Raw genomic sequence first — 18,290 nt, 5'->3', positions numbered from 1 at the left:
AAAGTCCGCAGGTCAACCGCTCGGCCCCGGAAGGGCCCCCGGACGGCCCCCGGACGGCCCCCGGGCACCCGACCGGTCGCCCTCAGAGCACCAGCTGGTCGAAGAGCCGCCGCAGCTCGGTCTCCGGGTCACCGGTCAGCCCGGTGTGCACCGGTCCCGGCTGGACGACGGCGCTGCGCGGCGCCGTCAGCCAGCGGAACCGCTGCCCCGGACTGTCGCCCGCCGCCGGACCGGCCGCGGGCCCGCCCGCGCAGACCGCCTCGATCCCATGCAACGCCCGCCGCACCCCGGCGACGTCCGCCACCGGGTCGAGCGCCAGCAGCCGGGCCTGGTCCAGATGGGTACGGGCGCCCAGGTGCGCGCTCTGCCGGCAGTACAGCAGCACCCCGACGTTGACGCACTCGCCGCGCTCGACCCGGGGCACCGCCCGGATCACCGCGTACTCGTAGTCGTGCAGCTCGACGGCCGGCGGGGCCGGCGTCACGGACTCGCTCATGCGGAGACTTCCGGCAGCCAGTCACGCGGACCGGCCAGTCGCCCGGTCAGCTGGGAGCGGTACGCGGCGCGCACCGCCTCGGGCGAGTCGAAGCCCGGCTCGTCCGCCAGCCAGACGTCCGGGATCTGCGCCACCGCCGCCTCCACCGCCGCCTCGGCGAGCGGCGCGAGCGCCTTGTCCGCGGCCACCAGATCGGGCTCCGCGCGCAACAGCGCGTGGTCGGAGGCGTCGTACGGGCGGCGGATCCAGCCGGCCGCGCCCGCCCAGTGGTGATGGAAGATCAGGCTGGCGCCGTGGTCGATCAGCCGCAGCCCGCCGGTGGCCACCAGCAGGTTGGGGTTGCGCCACGAGCGGTCGACGTTGCCGATCAGGGCGTCGAACCAGAGCACCTGCCCGGCCAGCCCGGCGTCCACCTCGAAGCAGAGCGGGTCGAAGTTGAGCGCCCCGCTGACGAAGGCCATCCCGAGGTTGCGGCCGCCACTGGCCCGCATCTGGTCCTGGATCTGCGGGTCCGGCTCGCTGCGGGCCAGCACCGGGTCGAGGTCCACGGTGACCAACTCCGGTACCGGCAGCCCGAGCCGGCGGCCCAGCTCACCGGCCAGCACCTCCGCCACCAGCGCTTTGCGGCCCTGCGCGGCGCCGACCCATTTCAGGGCGTACAGCCGCCGGTCGTCGGCCTCGACCAGGCCCGGCATCGAGCCGCCTTCTCGCAGTGGCGTCACATAACGGACCGCCGTCACCTCGGGGAGCACGCCGGACAGCCTATCGGGCATATGCGCGGACCGGGCGCCGCGTGCCGTCCCCGCCCGGCGCGGGCCTGCGCCATCCGCGCCGTCCGGTGGCAGCGCCCGCTCCGCCGTGCGAGTGTGGCTCAGAGTAGTGGGGACCTTGCACGGTACGAACTGCACTGTAAGGGATGAACGATGGAACGAGCTCGGATCCTGATCGTGGGCGGTGGCTTCGCCGGACTGGAGTGCGCTCGCCGGCTCGAACGCAAGCTCACGCCCTCGGAGGCGGAGATCTCGCTGGTCACGCCGTTCAGCTATCAGCTCTATCTGCCGCTGCTCCCGCACGTGGCGGCCGGGGTGCTGACCCCGCAGTCGGTCGCGGTCTCGCTCCGCCGGACGCTGCGCCGCACCCACATCGTCCCCGGCGGCGCGATCGGCGTCGACCCGCGCTCCAAGGTCTGCGTGGTCCGCAAGATCACCGACGAGGTGGTCGCGCAGAAGTACGACTACCTGGTGCTCGCGCCCGGCAGCGTGACCCGCACCTTCGACATCCCGGGCCTGACCGACTACGCGCGCGGCATGAAGACGCTCGCCGAGGCGACCTACGTCCGCGACCACGTCATCGCCCAACTCGACCTCGCCTCCGCCACCCTGGACCAGCGGGAGCGCGAGTCCCGGCTCCAGTTCGTGGTGGTCGGCGGCGGCTACGCGGGCACCGAGACCGCCGCCTGCCTCCAGCGGCTGACCACCGCGGCCGCCCGGCGCTACCCCCGGCTGGACGCCCGGCAGATCAAGTGGCACCTGATCGACATCGCCCCGAAGCTGATGCCGGAGCTCGGCGACGCCCTCGGCGTCGCCGCCCTGGAGGTGCTGCGCGAGCGCGGCATCGAGGTCTCGCTGGGCGTCTCGGTGGCCGAAGTCGGCGCCGAGTCGGTCAAGTTCACCGACGGCCGGGTGCTCCCCTGCCGGACGCTGATCTGGACGGCCGGCGTCGCGGCCAGCCCCCTGATCGGCACCCTGGACGCCGAGACGGTCCGCGGCCGGATCGCGGTCACCGCGGAGATGCGGGTGCCGCAGTTCGAGGGCGTCTTCGCACTCGGCGACGCCGCCGCCGTCCCGGACCTCGCGAAGGGCGACGGCGCGGTCTGCCCGCCCACCGCCCAGCACTCCGCCCGCCAGGGCCGGGCGGTGGCCAACAACGTGATCGCCGCGCTGCGCAACCAGCCGCTGGAGCCCTACTACCACAAGGACCTGGGCCTGGTGGTGGACCTCGGCGGCAAGGACGCGGTCTCCAAGCCGGTCGGCGTCGAACTGCGCGGCGTCCCCGCCCAGGTGGTCGCCCGCGGCTACCACCTGATGGCGATGCGCACCAACGCGGCGAAGTTCCGGGTCGGCGCAAACTGGCTGCTCAACGCCACCGCCGGCGACGACTTCGTCCGGACCGGCTTCCTGGCCCGCCAGCCCGCCCGGCTGCGGGACTTCGAGTACACCGACGCCTATCTGACGAAGGACCAGGTGCGCGCGCACGCCGAGGCGCTGCTCGCCAAGGGCTGACCCGCCGCGGTCGGTCCCCGTTCCCGCCCACTCGGGCCCGGGGACGGGGACCGGCCGCGCCGCGCGCTACCGCGCGGTGAGGTACATCCCGCTCGCGTCCTTGCCGGCCGTGTTGCGGCAGCCGTAGTTGCCGGTCGGCCGCGCGTACAGCAGGGTCAGGCACTGCCCGAGGGCCTGCTGGCCGTAGTAGTTCGGGTGCATCGACTCCTGGATCGTGCCCTGCGAGGCGCTGAGCCCGCCGTCGACGAACCGCGCCCACTCACTCGTGGTGGCGGACGGCGCGCTGCTCGAACTCGCCTGCTTGGTGGCCTTGGAGCAGACCTCGCGCCCCTGCAGCATGTCCGCCAGGTCCAGGAACTGCGCCCCCTTCGCGGCGGCGACCCCGGCCAGCGCCCGTGAGATCTGCGGCACCAACGAGTCCCGGGCCCAGTCCGCGTCGCCGTTCCAGAACGGACAGCCGCCGGTGTCGGACCGGCTCCAGCCGCTCTCCGGGTAGCGCATCTCGGCGCCGCGCGGGATCGGCGAGGGGTAGGACTGCAGCACGACCCGGTAGTCCCCGGTCGCGTAGCCCGCACCGGCCATCACGGTCCGGATCTCGTCCAGCGCCTTGCCGACCCCCGCCATCGCGCCGGGCATCCGGGAGTCGATCTCGCCCTGCTGGTCGTCGTGGCAGTAGGAGTACCAGACGAGGTAGTCCGTGACGCAGCTCTGGATCACGTCGGCGAAGCCGAGGTCGTTCCCGCCGATCGAGAGCGTGATCAGCTTGACGTTGTACTGCCGCGCCACGGAGGCGAGCTGGTCGGCCTGCGGCGCCTCGCCCTTGAACGACTGGCCGCCGTTCGCGGCCCGGAAGACGTTGGCGGCGACGGCCCCCGAGCAGGCCAGGTTCAGCTGGGTCTGGGTCACGGTCGGGGCGCTGCGCACCTCGGCGACGTCCGAGCGGTCGCACCCGCTGGCATACGTCGCGCCGTAGACCCCGCTCGGGTCGTAGGCGCTGCCGGTCCAGGCCCGGTCGGTACCGGACCGGCTTCCGCCGGTGACAACCGAGTTGCCCTTCCAGCGGCCGGCCTCGCCGGAGATGTAGCTGTCCCCCAGGGTGACGCTGGCGGTGGGCCCGGCCGGCACCGCGCCGGCGGCCGCGGCCGGTGCGGCGGTGCCGGCGACCAGGCCGGCCGCGCCGAGCGGCAGGGCGAGAGCGGCGGCGAGCAGCCGCCGCGTGAGGCGGGTGGTTCTGCGAGTGATGCTCGAACGGTTTTCGGGCACGGCGGAACTCCTGCGGTCGGTCTCGTCCGCACGGTGGGGGCGGGGAGACGCGGAGGTGAGGGTGGGCCGCCGGCCGGTGGCGCGATGAAGATGACATGCTCGCGCTTGTTACCGCTAGGTATCTGCACCAGGTTTCTCACTCTGTTACCGACCGGTTCAGATCGGTCGTGCACAGGATTCCCGGCCTGTTACCGACCGGTTCAGATCAGTCGCGAACCGGCACCGTCCGCTCCGAGCACGGCCGCCAGGTCGTCGGCCAGCCGCCGTGCCTCGGCCGGATCGAGCCGGGCGACGGTGATCCGCAGCCCCGGCGCGGACTGCAGGCGGAACCGCGCGCCCGGCGCCACGACCCAGCCGCGCTGCACCAGCGCGGCGAGCGCGCCGGTCTCGTCCGGGACGGGCACCCAGACGTTCAGCCCGCTCGCGCCGTGCGCCTCGATGCCACGGGCGGCCAGCTCCCCCAGCAGGGCGTCCCGGCGCGCCCGGTAGGCGGCGGCCACCCGCACGGCCGGCGCCGCGTCGGTGCGCCACAGCTCGGCGACCGTGCCCTGCAGCAGATGGCTGACCCAGCCGGCCCCGAGCCGCTGACGGCCCTGCACCCGGCCGATGGTGTCGGCGTCCCCGACCGCGAAGGAGAGCCGCAGGTCCGGCCCGTAGGCCTTGGCCGCCGAGCGCACCACCACCCAGTGCTCGGAGCCGGCCCCGACCAGCGAGTGGAAGGGCTGGTCGACCATGCCGTGGCCGTGGTCGTCCTCGATCAGCAGCACCCCGGGATGGCCCGCCAGCACCGCCCGCAGCGCGGCCGCCCGGGCGGCGGTGACCACCGCGCCGGTCGGGTTCTGCGCGCGGCTGGTGACGACCACCGCGCGGGCCCCGGCCGCCAGCGCCTCGGCGAGCGCCTCCGGCAGCGGTCCCTCGTCGTCCAGCCGGACGGGGGCGGGCCGCAGTCCGAGGGCGGGCAGCAGGTCCATCAGGCTCCCCCACCCCGGGTCCTCGACGGCGACGGCGTCCCCGGGGCGCAGCCGGGTGGCGAGGATCCGCTCGATGGTGTCGAGCGAGCCGGAGTTGATGGCGATCGGCGCGTCGGGCAGGCCGTCGGCGCGGAAGCCCGCACCGGCGAGGGCCAGGAGCCCCGGATCGGCGGAGGGGCGCCCGTAGAGCACCGGGTCGCGGCGGGCGGCCTCGGCCGCGGCGGCGAGGGCCGGGGTGAGGTCGGGGAGCAGCGCCGGGTCGGGGTTGCCGTTGGAGAGGTCCCGGGCGTCCGGCGGGACGGGCACCCGGATCTGGTCGCGCGGAGTGAGCGCCGGCCGCGGGCGGATCCGGCTGCCCTTGCGGCCGGCGGTCTCGATCACCCCCCGGTCGCGGAGCAGCCGGTAGGCGGCGGCGACGGTGTTGGGGTTGACGCCGAGTTCGGCGGCCAGGTCGCGCAGCGGGGGCAGTGCGGTGCCTGGCGCGAGCCGCCCGCTGCTGACGCCCTGCTCGACGTCGGCCGCGATCTCGCTGGCGCGCCGTCCCTTGATCGGATAGTCTCCTAGCACAAAAGAGATTATGCACTAGTACATAGAGGTTGTCATGTCAGACGGCACCGCGTCCTACGCCCGTACCCCGCGCACCACCCCCACCCGCTACAAGGACCGCGCCACCTGGGAGCGGGACGCGATCCACGCGATCCTCGACAGCACCTACCTCTGCCACCTCGGCTTCGTCGTCGACGGCGCCCCCGTCGTACTGCCGACCATCTTCGCCCGGGTCGGCGACCGCCTCTACGTCCACGGCTCCACCGGCAGCCGGCCGCTGCGCGGCGCCAAGGGGGACCAGGGCATGCCGGTCTGCGTGACCGTCACCCTGGTCGACGCCCTGGTGCTGACCAAGTCCGCGTTCAACCACTCGATCAACTTCCGCTCGGTGGTCGCCCACGGCACGGCCCACCAGGTCACCGACCCGGTGGAGCTGTCGGTCGCGCTGGACGCGCTGGTCGACCAGACCGTCCCCGGCCGCTCCGCCGAGGTCCGCCCGGCCAACGCCAAGGAGCTGGCCGCCACCGCCGTCGTCCGGCTCGACCTCGACGAGGTCTCGGCCAAGACCCGCGCCGACGACGCCGACGACGACGAGGCGGACCTCGACCTCCCGTACTGGGCCGGCGTCGTGCCGGTGACCACGGTGTACGGCGCCCCCGTGCCGGACGCCTCCACCGCCGTGCCGCTCCCCGCGCACCTGCGCGACTTCACCCGCTGAGGGGCTCCCATGCTGATCAGGTCCTGGGACCGGGGTGACGAGGCCGAGTGGCGGGCCTGGCTCGCCCAGGGCCGCGACTTCGGCCTGCTCGCCGCCAACGGCCTGCCCGGCCAGGGGCCCGTCCTGGTCCCCACCCACTTCCTGCTGGACGTCGAGCGGGGCGAGGTCCTGCTGCACCTCGCCGCGCCCAACCCGCTGTTCGCCGCCGTCCGGGCCGACCCGGAGGTCACCCTCGCGGTCACCGACGACTACGCCTTCGCCCCCGGCCACTGGCGCGGCGAGCCGGGTACGCCGACCAGCTACTACGCCTCCGTCCAGTTCCTCTGCACGGCCGAGATCGTCGAGGACGCGGCCGGCAAGGCGGCGATCCTCAACCGGCAGCTGGCGCACTTCCAGCCGGAGACCCCGGACACCCGGGTGGCCCCGGGCGAGGCGCCCTTCGGCCCGCTCCTGTCAGGCCTGTGCGGGCTGCGGCTGACGGTCCGGATGGTGCGCGCCAAGTTCAAGTACGACGACAAGAAGGGCGCGGCGGAGCAGCGGGCCGTCGCCGACCGGCTGGCCGAACGCGACCGGGGCCTGGACGCCGCCGCCCGCACCCAGCTCCTCAGGCGTAACGCGCGGCGCACGGGGTAGCAGCGCTGACGCCAAGTCACCCGATCGGCTCGATTTCGGGCGAAGCCGGGACGCCGCTGATCGAATGTGTGACGAATCCTGCCCCCTCGGCTGTGCCGGCGGGCCCGTCCACCCGGGGAGCGCGCGTGTCCACAGCCACATCCCGTCCGGCCTCCGGTGAGGCGCATCTCGGACACGTCGTCTTCATCTCGGCGGCGGCCGCGATGGGCGGCTTCCTGTTCGGCTACGACAGCGCGGTGATCAACGGTGCGGTGACCGGCATCCAGAAGCACTTCGCGGTCGGCAACGGCGAGACCGCCTTCGTGGTGGCCATCGCCCTGCTCGGCTCGGCCGGCGGGGCGGTGATCGCCGGCCGGCTCGCCGACCAGTTCGGCCGGGTCCGCACCATGCTGCTGGCCGCCACGCTGTTCGCGATCAGCGGCATCGGCTCGATGTTCCCGCCGAGCATCCAGGTGCTGGCCACCTGGCGGGTGGTCGGCGGCGTCGCGATCGGCATCGCCTCGGTGATCGCCCCGACCTACATCGCGGAGGTCGCGCCCACCGCCTACCGCGGCCGGCTGGCGTCCTTCCAGCAGATGGCGATCGTGCTCGGCATCACCGTCTCCCAGCTCGCCAACTGGGCCCTCAACCAGGCCGCCGGCGGCGACTCCACCGGCCACCTGGGCGGCATCCAGGCCTGGCAGTGGATGCTCGGCGTCGAGACCGTCCCGGCCCTCGTCTACGGGCTGATGGCGCTGGCCATCCCGGAGTCGCCGCGCTACCTGATCGCCGACCGCCGCGAGGCGCAGGCCCGCAAGGTGCTGCTGGAGGTGGAGGGCGAGGGGGTCGACCTCGACGCCCGGGTCACCGAGATCCGCGCGGTGCTGGAATCCGCCCACAAGCCCCGGGCCAGGGACCTGCTGGGCGGCCGCTTCGGGCTGCTGCCGATCGTCTGGATCGGCATCGGCGCCTCGGTGTTCCAGCAGTTCGTCGGCATCAACGTGATCTTCTACTACTCGTCCTTCCTCTGGCAGTCCGTCGGCATCAACGAGTCCAACTCGCTGCTGATCAGCCTCTCCACCTCGATCGTCAACGTGGTCGGCACGGTGGTCGCGATGGCCCTGGTCGACCGGATCGGCCGCAAGCCGCTCGCGCTGGCCGGGTCGGCCGGCATGGCGCTGGCGCTGGGCACCGCCGCCTGGGCCTTCTCCTTCCGGCACGGCACCGGCGACGCCGCCACCCTGGACGACACCTACGCCACCGTCGCGCTGGTCGCCGCGCACGTCTTCGTGTTCTGCTTCGCCTTCTCCTGGGGCGTGGTGGTCTGGGTCCTGCTCGGCGAGATGTTCCCCAACCGGATCCGGGCACTCGCCCTCTCGGTCGCCGCCTCGGCCCAGTGGATCGCCAACTGGGCGATCACCGTCAGCTTCCCCGACCTCGCGGACTGGAACCTGTCGGCGACCTACGTCATCTACGCGGCCTTCGCCCTGCTCTCGATCCCCTTCGTGGCCTTCTGCATCAAGGAGACCAAGGGCCGGGCGCTGGAGGAGATGGGCTGATCCGCCGCGCCGGCGCGGGGGCCGGCGCCGACCACGCTCCCGGCCGCCCCCGCGGCGCCGGCCCCCAGCAGCCCTCGCCGCGCCGCGCGGCCCGTCCCCACCGAGAGGAAGCCATGCCTGAGCAGGGCGGCTCCCGGCAGAACGTCACCTTCCCGAGCAACGGCCGCCAGGCCCACGGCTATCTGGCCCGGCCCGAGCGGGGCGTCGGCCCCGGCCTGGTGGTGGTGCAGGAGTGGTGGGGGCTCACCTCCCACGTGGCCGCGATGGCGGACCGCTTCGCCGCCGAGGGGTTCACCGTCCTCGCCCCCGACCTGTTCGGCGGCGCGACCGCCCACGACAGTGCCGAGGCAGCCCGCCTGAAGCGCGAACTCCCGGTCGAGCGGGCGGTGGTGGACCTGCGCGGCGCGGTCGGGTACCTGCTCGGCCTGGACGGCGTGGTCGGCGACGCGGTCGGCGTGGTCGGGTTCTGCATGGGCGGCGGCTTCGCGCTGCTGCTGGCCGCCGCCGAGGGCGACCGGGTGGCCGCCGTGGTGCCGTTCTACGGGCTGCCACCCGATCCGGACTTCGACTACCGGGGCCTCACCGCCCACGTGCTGGGGCACTACGCCGAGCACGACCGGTCGATCCCGATGGCCGCCGTCGACGAGGCGGCGATCCGGATCGGCGAGGCGACCGACGTCCGGCCCGAGATCCACTTCTATCCGGCCGGGCACGCCTTCATGAACGACGAGAACCGCCCCGGCTCCTACGACCCGCTCCAGGCCCGGACGGCCTGGCGGCGCACCCTCAGCTTCCTCCGGGGCCACCTCGGCTGAGCGCGCCCGCCGGTGAGGCACGCGGCGCCCCGGCCGCGTGCCGTGAGGCCCGCACGCCCCCCTCGGCCCCCGCCGTAAGGCCCGAAACCCGGTGGACAGCTGTCACGTCCCCCGGCATAGTCACCAGGTGCAGAGCCAACCCCCTCCCCCGCACCGGCGCCGCTTCCCCTGGGCCGGCCGCAACTTCCGCATCCAGACCGCCGCCACCGTGGTCAGCGGCGTCGGCAACGCCGGAGCCCCGATCGCCACCGCCTTCGCGGTGATGGCGAGCGGCGGCTCCACCGCCGAGGTCGGCTACGTCACCGCCGCCCGGCTGGTCCCGGTCGTCCTGCTGCTGATGATCGGCGGCGCCCTCGCCGACCGTCTGCCGCGCCACCACGTCATGGTCGCCGCCAACCTGTTCAGCGCCGTCTCCCAGGCGGTCCTGGCCGCGCTGGTCCTGGCCGGCCAGGCGCAGCTCTGGCAGCTGATGCTGCTCTCCGCGGCGGGCGGCGCCGGGCACGCCTTCTACGCCCCCGCCTCCGAGGGCATGATCATGCAGAGCGTGGCCGCGGAGCACGCCGGCCGGGCGTTCTCGGTCTTCCGGCTGGCGCTGAACTCCGCCCAGATCGGCGGCATGGCGCTCGGCGGCGCCCTCACCGCCGCCGTCGGCCCGGGCTGGGTGCTCGCGGTGGACGCCGGCTGCTTCCTGGTCGCCGCCGCCCTGCGGTTCTTCCTGGAGGCCGAGGCCGCCGCCCCCGCCGCGGCCGGCGGCGGCATGCTGCGCGACCTGCGCGAGGGCTGGCAGGAGTTCGCCTCCCGCCGCTGGCTCTGGGTGATCGTGCTCCAGTTCGCCGTGCTGATGGCCTGCATCACCGCCGTGGACGCGGTGTACGGGCCGATCGTCGCCGAGCAACGACTGGGCGGCGCCGGCGACTGGGGGCTGGCGCTCGCCGCGCACGGGATCGGCCTGGTGGTGACCGGCCTGCTGATGGTCCGCTGGCAGCCCCGCCGGATCCTGCTGATCGGCAACTGGGGCGTCTTCCTCTTCGGCCTGCCGGCGCTGGCCCTCGCGCTGGCCGCGCCGCTGCCGGTACTCGTCGCGGCGATGTTCCTGTCCGGCGCCGGGGTCACCGTGTTCGGCGTCAACTGGATGGTCGCCCTGCAGCAGGAGATTCCCGCCGAGATGTTCTCCCGGGTCTCCGCCTACGACCAGCTGGGCTCGCTCTCGCTGGCCCCGGTCGGCACCGCGCTGGCCGGGCCGGCCGCGGTCGGGCTGGGCCTGACCGGCGCGCTCTGGGCCTGTGCGGCGCTCTGCCTGCTGCTCAGCGCCCTCGTCCTGCTGGAGCCGCAGGTCCGCCGGCTCTCCCGGCGCTCCGCTCCGGCCTCGGTCGCGCGGCCCGTCGAGCCCGCCACCGTCGGCTGAGCGCCCCCGCGCCCCCCGCGCGCGCCCTCCGCCGGGCAACCACCGGCGTACGCCACTCGTCCGACCGGATGACAGAGACGTCTTGACCTGGGGGGCGCCCGGTGCCGAAGCCACTGCTGTTCCTGGATGTCGACGGGGTGCTCAACCCCGTCTGCCCGAGACCCGAGGCCGGGTTCGACGCGCACACCCTGCTCGGCTACAGCGTCCTGCTCTCCGCCCGGCACGGCGAGTGGCTGCGTGAACTGGCCGACACCTACGAACTGGTCTGGGCCACCACGTGGGAGGAGGAGGCCAACACCCACATCGCCCCGGCGATCGGGCTGCCCCGGCTGCCGGTGGTCCGCTTCGCCGGCTACGTCCCGCAGCCCGGCGACCCGCGGGTACCGCTGATGGAGCTGTTCTCCGCACACAAGTGGGCCCCCCTGCTGCGGTACGCCGCCGGCCGGCCGTTCGCCTGGACGGACGACGTCATCCCGCCCCGCCTGGTCCGCAACGCCATCTGGCGCCGTGACCGCCTCCTGCTGCCCATCGACCCGGGCCAGGGCCTGGAGCGCCGGCACGTGGACCGGCTGCTGGCCCGCCCGCCGCGCCCCCTGGCCGTCCGCCCGGCGGTCAGCCGGTGGGCAGCCAGCTGACGTGGCCGGCCAGCAGCGCGTACCCGACGAAGGCCACCGTGTCGATCAGCGCGTGCGCCGCCACCAGGGGCATCACCCGCCCCCAGCGCCGGTACAGCAGGCAGAACACCGCGCCCATCACCATGTTCCCGACCAGCCCGCCCACCCCCTGGTACAGGTGGTACGAACCCCGCAGCACCGAGCCGGCCACCAGCGCGGCCGGCCACGACCAGCCCAGTTGCCCGAGCCGGCGCAGCAGGTAGCCGAGGACGACGACCTCCTCCAGGATGGCGTTCTGCCAGGCGGAGGCGACCAGCACCGGGATCCGCCACCAGACGTCGGGCAGCCCGGACGGCGCCACCGTCAGGTTGTAGCCGGCCGCCTGCGAGCCCAGGTAGAGCACCAGCCCGGTGCCGCCGATCGCGGCCGCGACGGCGGCGCCCCGGCCGAGGTCGCGCAGCTTCTGCCCGAGGTCGAACCCGAGCACCCGCAGCGAGGTGCCCTCGCGCACCAGCAGGTAGCCGACCAGCACCACCGGCATCAGCCCGCGCGCGATGTAGTAGACCTGCCAGGCGAGGTCCAGCCAGGGGCGGCCGGGCGCCCGTGAGGAGTTCAGGGTGGCGACCTGCTGGCCGAGCTGGAGCGTCTCGGTCAGCGAGCCCGTGAAGCTGATCAGCGCGCCGACGCCGCTGGCCCCGAGGGAGAGGCCGAGGACGATCAGCAGTTCCACGCCGAGCAGCCGGCGCGTGGGCCGCGCGGTCTCCGGTTGGGTCGGGGCGGTGGTCACGGGGTGCTCCAGCGGTCCGGCGTCGCTCCGGCCGTCGGCCGACGGCCGGAGCGGTCATCCTTCCACAGGGCACTCCCCGTCAGGGCCGCGGAGTGCCCCCGCCACGGGGCCGCCGGGCCCTACCCCACCGGCCAGGTGTGCACGGGCTCGCCGGCCCGCATGTACTCGATGTAGCGCCGGGTCATCGCGGCGAGCGCGGCCGGGCGGTCCATCCCGAACTGCTCGCGCAGCCGGTGGAAGGTGGCGCTCTGCCAGGAGGCGCCGTTCACCCGGCGCAGGCAGCGCTGCTCGATGATGCCGAGGTAGCGGTCCCGGTCGGCCGGCTCCACGCCCCACTCGTCCAGCCCCTGGTAGGCCATCGGCAGCAGCTCGTTCAGCACCAGGTCGACCGCGGGAACGGTGGCCAGGCCCCCGCCGCGCCCGGCCCGGCCCTGCCGCGGCCACTGGAACACGGCGTCGACGCCGTACCGGGCGGCCTGCCGGAAGTTCTCGTCGGCCCGCTCGAACGGCAGCCTGCTCCAGATCGGCCGCGACTGCTCCGCGAGCACCCGGACGAGCCCGTAGTAGAAGGCCGCGTTGGCCAGCGTGTCGGCGACGGTCGGACCGGCCGGCAGCGCGCGGTTCTCCACCCGCAGGTGCGGCACGCCGCCACTGACGTCGTACACCGGGCGGTTCCACCGGTAGATGGTGCCGTTGTGCAGCCGCATCTCGGCCAGCCGCGGCACGCCGCCGGAGGCCAGCACCTTCACCGGGTCCTCGTCGTCGCAGATCGGCAGCAGCGCCGGGAAGTACCGCAGGTTCTCCTCGAACAGGTCGGACGCCGAGTCCACCCAGCGCTCGCCGAACCAGGTGATCGGCCGTACGCCCTGCGCCTTGAGTTCGGCCGAACGGGTGTCGCAGGCCTGCTGGAAGAGCACCGGCCTGGTCTCCCGCCACAGCTCCCGTCCGAACAGGAACGGCGAGTTGGCGCCGAGCGCCAGTTGCGGGCCGCAGATCGCCTGGGCCGCGTTCCAGACCGAGGAGAACCGCTCGGGGGTGACCTGGAGGTGCAGTTGCAACGAGGTCGCGGCGGCCTCGGCGACCATGGTGATCGACTCCAGCTGGAGGTGCTCGACGCCCTCGATGTCCAGCGTGATGTCCTCCCCCCGGGCGGCCAGGATCTGGTCGCTGAGCAGGCTGTACCGCTGGTTGTGGGACATCGCGTCCAGCCCGGTGTGATCGTGCTCCAGGGTCGGCAGGATGCCGACCATCACGATCCGCGCGCCGGCCTCGGCGGCCCGCCGGTCGGCGTAGCGCAGCCCGGTGTCGATCTCCTCGCGCAGCTCCTCGAAGACGTGGCCGGCGAGCCGGTGCGGGGCGATGTTGACCTCGATGTTGAACTGGCCCAGCTCGGTCTGGAAGTCACTGGAGCCGATCGAGCTGAGCACCTGCGCGTTGCGCATCACCGGCAGGCCCTGCTCGTCGGCCAGATTGAGCTCGATCTCCAGCCCCATCACGGCGCGGGGCCGGTCGAAGCGGTCCTCTCGCAGCATCCGCTCCAGCGCGTCCTGGCAGGACTGGAGCTTGCGCCGGTAAAGCTGCCGGTCCGACAGGTCCGCGCGCGTCGCCACGACCTTCTCGCCCATGGTCCCCTCCTCCTGAGCGGCCGGCCGACCGACCGTGCAAGCATCATGCCCACCCCGAAGATCGATACCCGATCGCTTCGACCGGCTTGCAATGCAAGGGAACTGATGGTCTTTCAGCACATCCGTCGACTTGCCCGGCGCCACCGCCTGTGATAAACAGGTCACCCTGTGCACCTGTTCGATAGAATTCGCACTGCGCCCAAGGCCGGCCCGCTGTCGATCCGAACACCCTCGTCGACGGCAGCGGCGGCGCCCGCACCGCGATCATGCACAACCGGACACGGCCAGGTTCCGTCACCGACGACACACCGCGCCATGCCGGTATGCCGCACTCGCACGCCGATCTCGCACGGAGAGGCGACCCCGCCATGACTCTGCAGACTCCCCAGCCCCCGCCCAGCGCCCTGCGCGCGGTCCTCGCCGCGCTCGACTCGGAGACCGCGCTGCGCCAGCCCGCCGCCGCCGCGCTGCGTCATCCGACCGGCCCGCTGCTGCCCGCGCATCCGCTCGCGGTCCACGTCCTGGACGGGCCCCGTCCCGAGCTCGCCGCCGCCCGGCGGACGGGCTGGCGGTTCCTGATCAAGGACGGCGCCGAGGTCGCGGCCGCGGCCGAGGTGGTCCAGGGCGTCGAGGGCCACGTCTTCTCCCACTTCACCGCCGGGCCGTACCTGGACTCCACCGTCCGGGCACTGCGCCAGGCCTGGCAGCTCGCCCAGACCTCGCGGACCCGACGGCAGCCCCGGCTGCTCACCTTTCCGGGCCAGTACGCCACCGCGCTCTGGCTGCACAGCCCGGACGCCGGCCCCGACGCGGACCAGCTGATCCCACTGGCCCCGGCCCCGCTCGGCGTCACCGCGCACCGCGCCTACCCGGCGGCGGACCTGCTGCCCGTCCTCACCCGCGCCCCGCTCGCCAGGCCACTGCTGCTCGGCTCCTCCTGAACGCTCCCCCGTCACCCCCGCGCCACCCGTACCCACCCGGACGGGTCATAGGGCATGGCCGAATCGAGTCAGCCGCCCCTTGACCCGTCCGGCGCTCATTCACGTCTGCTGCCACCTGAACGGGTGATCTCTGCCCGGTAGTTGTGGCGCATGTCACGAAATTGCTGCGCGATCGCCCCGGGATGCCGACACTGGGAACCAGCGTGGAAGGACCCCCTGTCCTACCCACTTGAGCGCCGGTCCACACCTGGCCCGGCGCCGGACAGGATCCGACTACCGCGGCGGCTCCCGCCGGTCACCCGGCGGCGCCGCACCACGGGGAGGATCGCCAAGCGAAGCGAGGGTACGCGTATGTGCCAGCACCGTCCTGAGTGCCCGTCGGCGGAGTCCGAGGACCGCGAGGCGGCCGTACCGGTGGCCTGCCACCCGGAGCAGGGCTGGAGCCTGCTCTGCAACGGCGTCCTGGTCTTCGAGGACACCGGCGAACTGCTGCCCGACGGCCGGGTGATCGCCCCGCGCCGCCCCGTCGCACACGCCGCCTGACCGGCCGGCGGCGGGGTCGGCCGCCGAGCGGCACCGACGACGCAGGACAACGGGCAGGGCCCCGGCGGAGAAGACTCCGCCGGGGCCCTGCCGTACCGCGTCAGTCGGCTCAGGAGCCGTACTCGTCCAGCGGCGGGCAGGAGCAGACCAGGTTGCGGTCGCCGTACGCGCCGTCGATCCGGCTGACCGGCGGCCAGTACTTGTCCGCCGGGTTCACGCCCGCCGGGAAGACGGCCTCCTGGCGCGAGTAGCCGTGCGCCCAGTCACCGGCCAGCGCGCCCGCGGTGTGCGGGGCGTTGCGCAGCGGGTTGTCCTCGGCCGGCCACGCGCCCGAGCCGACCTTGTCGATCTCGGCCCGGATCTCGATCATCGCGTCGCAGAAGCGGTCGATCTCGTGCAGGTCCTCGGACTCGGTCGGCTCGATCATCAGGGTGCCGGCCACCGGGAAGGACATCGTCGGCGCGTGGAACCCGTAGTCGATCAGGCGCTTGGCGATGTCGTCCACCGTCACGCCGGTCTCCTTGGTGAGCGGGCGCAGGTCGATGATGCACTCGTGCGCGACCAGGCCGCCGGGACCGGTGTAGAGCACCGGGAAGTGCGGGGCCAGGCGCTTGGCGATGTAGTTGGCGTTCAGCACCGCCACCTGGGTGGCCCGCTTGAGGCCCTCCCCGCCCATCAGCCGGACGTACGCCCAGGAGATCGGCAGGATGGCCGCCGAGCCCCACGGGGCGGCCGAGATCGGGCCGACGCCGGTGGCCGGGCCCGCCTCGGACTGCAGCGGGTGGTTCGGCAGGTACGGCGCCAGGTGCGCGCGCACCGCCACCGGGCCGACGCCCGGGCCGCCGCCGCCGTGCGGGATGCAGAAGGTCTTGTGCAGGTTCAGGTGCGAGACGTCCGCGCCGAACTTGCCCGGCTTGGCGAGGCCGACCAGGGCGTTCAGGTTGGCGCCGTCCACGTAGACCTGGCCGCCGGCCTCGTGCACCAGGGCGCAGATGTCGGTGATCTGGGTCTCGTACACGCCGTGGGTGGACGGGTAGGTGACCATCAGCACCGCGAGGTTGTCGCGGTGCTGCTCGATCTTCGCCCGGAGGTCCTCGACGTCCACGTCGCCGTCGACCAGGGTCTTGACCACGACCACGCGCATACCGGCCATCACGGCGGAGGCCGCGTTGGTGCCGTGCGCGGAGGACGGGATCAGGCAGACGTCGCGCTGCACGTCACCGTTGGCGTGGTGGTAGGCGCGGACGGCCAGCAGACCGGCCAGCTCGCCCTGCGAGCCGGCGTTCGGCTGGATCGAGACGGCGTCGTAGCCGGTGACCTCGACCAGCTGCTGCTCCAGCTGGCGGATCAGGGTGAGGTAGCCCTGGGCCTGGTCGATCGGCGCGAACGGGTGCAGCTGGCCGAACTCCGGCCAGGTCACCGGCTCCATCTCGGTGGTCGCGTTGAGCTTCATGGTGCAGGAGCCCAGCGGGATCATGCCGCGGTCCAGCGCGTAGTCGCGGTCCGACAGGCGGCGCAGGTAGCGCAGCATGGCGGTCTCCGAGCGGTGGCTGTGGAAGACCGGGTGGGTCAGGTACTCGTCCTCGCGCAGCAGCGCGGCCGGCAGCGCCTCGGCGCTCTCCGGGGTCTCGACGCCCTCGACGCCGAACGCGGCCCAGACGCCCGCCAGGTGCTCGCGGGTGGTGGTCTCGTCGGTGGAGACCGAGATCCGGTCCTCGCCGTCCTGGTACACGTTGATGCCGTGGGCGCGGGCGGCCTCGGCGATCGCGGCGGCGCGGCCGGGGACGACCGCGGTGACGGTGTCGAAGAACTCGCCGTGCAGCAGCTCGACGCCGCCGGCCCGCAGGCCCTCGGCGAGGGCGGCGGCGTAGCGGTGGGTGCGGCGGGCGATGTCGGCCAGGCCGTCCGGGCCGTGGTACACGGCGTACATCGAGGCCATCACGGCCAGCAGCACCTGGGCGGTGCAGATGTTGCTGGTGGCCTTCTCGCGGCGGATGTGCTGCTCGCGGGTCTGCAGGGCCAGCCGGTAGGCGCGGTTGCCGTCGGCGTCGACGGAGACGCCGACCAGGCGGCCGGGCAGCGAGCGGGCGTACTCGGCGCGCACCGAGAGGTAGCCGGCGTGCGGGCCGCCGAAGCCCATCGGCACGCCGAAGCGCTGCGAGGTGCCGCAGGCGATGTCGGCGCCGAGCGAGCCCGGGGACTTCAGCAGGGTCAGCGCCAGCAGGTCGGCGGCGACGGCGACGATCGCACCGAGGCCGTGGGCCTGCTCGATCACCGGGGCGAGGTCGCGGACCACACCGGTCGCGCCGGGGTACTGGAGCAGCACGCCGAAGACGCCGCGCTCGGCGACCTCGGCCGGGATGCCGGCGGAGAGGTCGGCGACGACGACCTCGACGCCGGTCGGCTCGGCGCGGGTCCGGATCACCGCGACGGTCTGCGGCAGGGTCTCGACGTCGACCAGGAAGACGCCGCCCTTGACCTTGGTGACACGGCGGGCCAGGGACATCGCCTCGGCGGCCGCGGTGCCCTCGTCCAGCAGCGAGGAGCCGGAGGTGGGCAGACCGGTGAGGTCGGAGACCACGGTCTGGAAGTTGAGCAGCGCCTCCAGACGGCCCTGCGAGATCTCCGGCTGGTACGGCGTGTACGCGGTGTACCAGGCCGGGTTCTCCAGGACGTTGCGCAGGATCACCGGCGGGGTGAAGGTGCCGTAGTAGCCCAGGCCGATCATCGGCTGGAGGACGGTGTTGCGACCGGCCAGCTCGCGCAGCTCGGCGAGGACCTGGGCCTCGCTGCGGCCGGCGGGCAGGTCCAGCCCGGTGATGGAGCGGATCGCCTCGGGCACGGCGGTGGCGGCGAGCTCGTCCAGCGAGCCGTAGCCCACCTGGGCCAGCATCTTCTCCTGCGCGGCGACGTCGGGGCCGATGTGGCGGTTCTCGAAGGGGCTGGCCTGCTCGAGCTCGGTGAGGGTCACGGGGGTGGTGGTGCGTCCCGCGTTCGGCTGGGCGTTCATGGTGGTCGAGGCCTCCTGGTCACGGACCGGCGGGGGTACGCACGCCGGGCGGCACCGCCGCTGCGGACGACAGCGGACAGGCCTGGGGCGGACGGACCCGACA

16 protein-coding genes are annotated in these 18,290 nt (G+C 73.7%); 9 read left to right on the top strand and 7 right to left on the bottom strand.

From position 1 onward, the window contains the following. Positions 1-82: 82 nt before the first annotated feature. Positions 83-496 carry a DUF3037 domain-containing protein gene (locus ACIF6L_RS29045; RefSeq protein ID WP_396490433.1) on the bottom strand — a complete coding sequence of 138 codons (414 nt, stop codon included), beginning with the start codon at positions 494-496 and terminating at the stop codon, positions 83-85. Next, positions 493-1,248 carry a HipA family kinase gene (locus tag ACIF6L_RS29040; RefSeq protein WP_359806355.1) on the bottom strand — a complete coding sequence of 252 codons (756 nt, stop codon included), beginning with the start codon at positions 1,246-1,248 and terminating at the stop codon, positions 493-495. The genes ACIF6L_RS29045 and ACIF6L_RS29040 overlap by 4 nt, the downstream gene beginning before the upstream one ends. A gap of 171 nt (positions 1,249-1,419) precedes the next feature. Between ACIF6L_RS29040 and ACIF6L_RS29035 the strand changes: the two genes are divergently transcribed. After that, positions 1,420-2,778, top strand: a complete 1,359-nt coding sequence (locus ACIF6L_RS29035) for an NAD(P)/FAD-dependent oxidoreductase (protein WP_359806357.1) — start codon at positions 1,420-1,422, stop codon at positions 2,776-2,778. A 66-nt stretch (positions 2,779-2,844) separates the two neighbouring features. Here the strand turns inward: ACIF6L_RS29035 and ACIF6L_RS29030 are convergent, their stop codons facing one another. Together ACIF6L_RS29030 and ACIF6L_RS29025 are read right to left on the bottom strand one after the other, a co-directional pair. Beyond that, positions 2,845-4,041 carry a GDSL-type esterase/lipase family protein gene (locus ACIF6L_RS29030; protein WP_396490432.1) on the bottom strand — a complete coding sequence of 399 codons (1,197 nt, stop codon included), beginning with the start codon at positions 4,039-4,041 and terminating at the stop codon, positions 2,845-2,847. 200 nt (positions 4,042-4,241) lie between these two features. Further along, the gene (locus ACIF6L_RS29025) at positions 4,242-5,579 is read right to left on the bottom strand and encodes an aminotransferase class I/II-fold pyridoxal phosphate-dependent enzyme (protein WP_396490431.1); all 1,338 of its coding nucleotides are present in this window, start codon (positions 5,577-5,579) and stop codon (positions 4,242-4,244) included. Between the two features lie 34 nt (positions 5,580-5,613). Here ACIF6L_RS29025 and ACIF6L_RS29020 point away from each other — a divergent pair, with 34 nt between their 5' ends. From ACIF6L_RS29020 to ACIF6L_RS28995, 6 genes are all read left to right on the top strand, one after another. Beyond that, positions 5,614-6,276, top strand: coding sequence for a pyridoxamine 5'-phosphate oxidase family protein (locus ACIF6L_RS29020; RefSeq protein WP_329490889.1), 663 nt, complete (start codon positions 5,614-5,616; stop codon positions 6,274-6,276). 9 nt (positions 6,277-6,285) lie between these two features. Next, complete coding sequence (locus tag ACIF6L_RS29015) at positions 6,286-6,909, top strand: FMN-binding negative transcriptional regulator (protein ID WP_396490429.1); 624 nt, start codon at positions 6,286-6,288, stop codon at positions 6,907-6,909. Between the two features lie 125 nt (positions 6,910-7,034). Beyond that, complete coding sequence (locus ACIF6L_RS29010) at positions 7,035-8,447, top strand: sugar porter family MFS transporter (protein WP_359806366.1); 1,413 nt, start codon at positions 7,035-7,037, stop codon at positions 8,445-8,447. Positions 8,448-8,560: 113 nt separating this feature from the next. After that, positions 8,561-9,262 carry an alpha/beta fold hydrolase gene (locus tag ACIF6L_RS29005; RefSeq protein WP_329490886.1) on the top strand — a complete coding sequence of 234 codons (702 nt, stop codon included), beginning with the start codon at positions 8,561-8,563 and terminating at the stop codon, positions 9,260-9,262. A gap of 127 nt (positions 9,263-9,389) precedes the next feature. Beyond that, complete coding sequence (locus ACIF6L_RS29000) at positions 9,390-10,667, top strand: MFS transporter (protein WP_396490426.1); 1,278 nt, start codon at positions 9,390-9,392, stop codon at positions 10,665-10,667. 101 nt (positions 10,668-10,768) lie between these two features. Next, positions 10,769-11,302 carry an HAD domain-containing protein gene (locus ACIF6L_RS28995; protein WP_329490884.1) on the top strand — a complete coding sequence of 178 codons (534 nt, stop codon included), beginning with the start codon at positions 10,769-10,771 and terminating at the stop codon, positions 11,300-11,302. On the opposite strand, the gene ACIF6L_RS28990 is transcribed toward ACIF6L_RS28995, so the two are convergent. Then, on the bottom strand, positions 11,280-12,068 hold the full coding sequence (locus ACIF6L_RS28990; RefSeq protein WP_352291806.1) for a CPBP family intramembrane glutamic endopeptidase: 789 nt from the start codon (positions 12,066-12,068) through the stop codon (positions 11,280-11,282). The genes ACIF6L_RS28995 and ACIF6L_RS28990 overlap by 23 nt on opposite strands. A 119-nt stretch (positions 12,069-12,187) precedes the next feature. Further along, a complete protein-coding gene (locus ACIF6L_RS28985) occupies positions 12,188-13,693 on the bottom strand; it encodes a glutamate--cysteine ligase (RefSeq protein WP_396490424.1) in 1,506 nt (501 codons plus the stop codon). A 368-nt stretch (positions 13,694-14,061) separates the two neighbouring features. Here ACIF6L_RS28985 and ACIF6L_RS28980 point away from each other — a divergent pair, with 368 nt between their 5' ends. Beyond that, the gene (locus tag ACIF6L_RS28980) at positions 14,062-14,634 is read left to right on the top strand and encodes a hypothetical protein (protein WP_352291810.1); all 573 of its coding nucleotides are present in this window, start codon (positions 14,062-14,064) and stop codon (positions 14,632-14,634) included. A gap of 351 nt (positions 14,635-14,985) precedes the next feature. Beyond that, positions 14,986-15,177, top strand: a complete 192-nt coding sequence (locus tag ACIF6L_RS28975; RefSeq protein ID WP_329490880.1) for a DUF5999 family protein — start codon at positions 14,986-14,988, stop codon at positions 15,175-15,177. A 109-nt stretch (positions 15,178-15,286) separates the two neighbouring features. On the opposite strand, the gene gcvP is transcribed toward ACIF6L_RS28975, so the two are convergent. Then, positions 15,287-18,187, bottom strand: coding sequence for an aminomethyl-transferring glycine dehydrogenase (gene gcvP / locus ACIF6L_RS28970; RefSeq protein WP_396490423.1), 2,901 nt, complete (start codon positions 18,185-18,187; stop codon positions 15,287-15,289). Positions 18,188-18,290: the final 103 nt, after the last annotated feature.

Source organism: Kitasatospora sp. NPDC086009 (genome assembly GCF_044540385.1).
GTDB lineage: Bacteria > Actinomycetota > Actinomycetes > Streptomycetales > Streptomycetaceae > Kitasatospora.
This window is presented reverse-complemented; position numbering and strand designations above follow the sequence as displayed.